The sequence below is a fragment of the Rufibacter roseus genome (genome assembly GCF_001647285.1).
Lineage (GTDB): Bacteria > Bacteroidota > Bacteroidia > Cytophagales > Hymenobacteraceae > Nibribacter > Nibribacter roseus.
Genome location: NZ_LRML01000034.1, coordinates 1 through 2,038, shown reverse-complemented (window position 1 = coordinate 2,038; position 2,038 = coordinate 1). Strand labels below are relative to the sequence as shown.

Here is a 2,038-nt window from a genome sequence, read left to right as displayed (position 1 = left end):
CGGGCCTGCGTCAGGTGTGAGCGAGGTGATGGTCGGGGCCGGCACGGTCACGGTGAAGTTAGTGCCGCTGTCGGTGATGTCCACGTCGTTCTCCACGGCGATGGGCCCGGTCACGGCGGATGCCGGCACCTGCCCCCTTACCTCGGTGCTGCTGATGAACTGGTAGTTGTCGGCGTATACGTACTGCCCGCTCTCGTCATAGAAGAGCAGCCCGCCGTCCGCTGTGAAGTAGGCTCCGGTCACAGTAACCACCGTGCCCACCGGGCCCGAGGTTGGCGTGAAGGAGGAAACAACTGGGGCTTGTGCTTGTGCTTTAAATGAACTTGATGCCATCATTACTAAAAGGATGATAACGTATGGCAGAAATTTAAAACCTTTTGATAATGTAGTTTTTAGGGGACAGAAATGAGGTTTCATTTTAAATTCGGGATTACATATGTAATATTCATGCAAAGAATATATAAATAAATTATATAAACAAAAACTGTTAGCTCTAATTAGCTACCTGTTGTTATATTGTTTTAAATTAAGTTAGTTCTGCAGCTTCGATTATATTTATTCAATGATGATACGGCAGTTGATTATGTCAGTGAAGCAAATAGAATCTATGTAGATGGTTAGATAGAGACTATTATAAGATCTGCTAAAGGATATAATCTTAAGGGTAGCTCCTGTACAAAATTTCAATCTAATTAAATACTTGAATGGAAGCGTCACTTACTGTAAATGTATTTTATTTGTATCAATCTCATTAGTCTTATCTCTGATTGTATTGCCAAAGCTTATGATATTTTGATTCAAACAAATTGTTTAATCCTTTCGACTGTAGAGGAGCACTCCATTTTGTCACCTTTTTGCGACAGAAGCTTGGGTATGTATAGTTATAAAAAAAAAACCTCAGCGTAGCTGAGGCTTTTTTTATGTTTCATTACAAAATTTTACTGTTTGAGGAAGCGTTGGGTCACTACTTCTCCATTAAGTTCTGTAGTTAAAATATATACACCAGATGGTATAGTTTGTGAAATTTCTATTTCAACAGTTGCTCTGCCACTTTCAACAGAAATAGTGTTTTCAAAAGCTTTATTGCCTGTGATGTTATGAAGTTTGACAGTTAAAATTCCTGAACTTACTGCATCAACTTCTAATTGAATCTGTTGGTTGAAAGGGTTAGGGTAAGCTCTAACAAACTGCGATCCTTTAACTACTTCTTTTGTGGTGACAGTTATAACCTTGCTGTACTCATGGCTGCCATTCAGATCAACTTGCTTCAGACGGTAGTAAGTCTGCCCTCCGGCCGGCGAGGAATCTTCGAACTCATAAACAGTAGCAACGGAACTGTTTGTAACTTTACTGGTCACCTGTCCTAAAGTTTTAAACTGGCCAGCTTTCAGATCTGTGGTTGACTGCACCTCAAAATAAGCGTTGTCTCTCTCTGAGGCTGTCTGCCAGTTCAAAACAACTCCTTTCGGAGATGAAACGGCGGTGAAATTCACAAGCTCCACAGGTAAGGTGCCTACTTCGAATTCTGTGGCACTTGCCATCGCTTGACCGTCTAAGCCAAAAACTGTTATTGCGCCTGATGGTCCAGTTTCTGAAGGTACTGTTCCTCTTACTTCTGTAGAGCTAATATATTGGTAATTATCTGCTTCAATAGGTTCGTCATAAGCATCTAAGAACTGCATTCTACCGCCTTCTGAGGCCGGCACAAAGTTGGCTCCCGTAACCGTGATCACAGTACCTATCGGTGCTCTGGCTGGGCTGAAGGTGCTGACAACCGGCGTGGTCACGGTGAACGGGGTGGAGGTGTTCCCGTACTGGTTCTGCACTATGAAGCTTCCCGACACGGCGTTCGCCGGTACGTTGAAGAGGATGTTTCCGTTCTCTATCCTGTAGTTTTCGGCTATTACGGGGTTGCCCGCTGGGTCGGTGAAGATCACGCTCCCGTTGTTGGCCGCCGTCGAGAAGTTAGATCCTGTAACGGTCACCTCGGTGCCCACCGGTGCCCTTGTCGGGGTGACAGTCGAAATCACAGGCGCAG

At 44.3% G+C, this 2,038-nt stretch carries 2 protein-coding genes; both read right to left on the bottom strand.

Going from position 1 to position 2,038, the window contains the following annotated elements:
* Window positions 1-417 (bottom strand): IPT/TIG domain-containing protein (locus A8O23_RS21145; protein WP_192849061.1); only part of this gene is annotated, 417 nt, incomplete at its 3' end.
* A gap of 521 nt (window positions 418-938) precedes the next feature.
* A partial coding sequence (locus A8O23_RS21140; protein ID WP_153042316.1) for an IPT/TIG domain-containing protein occupies window positions 939-2,038 on the bottom strand: 1,100 nt, incomplete at its 5' end.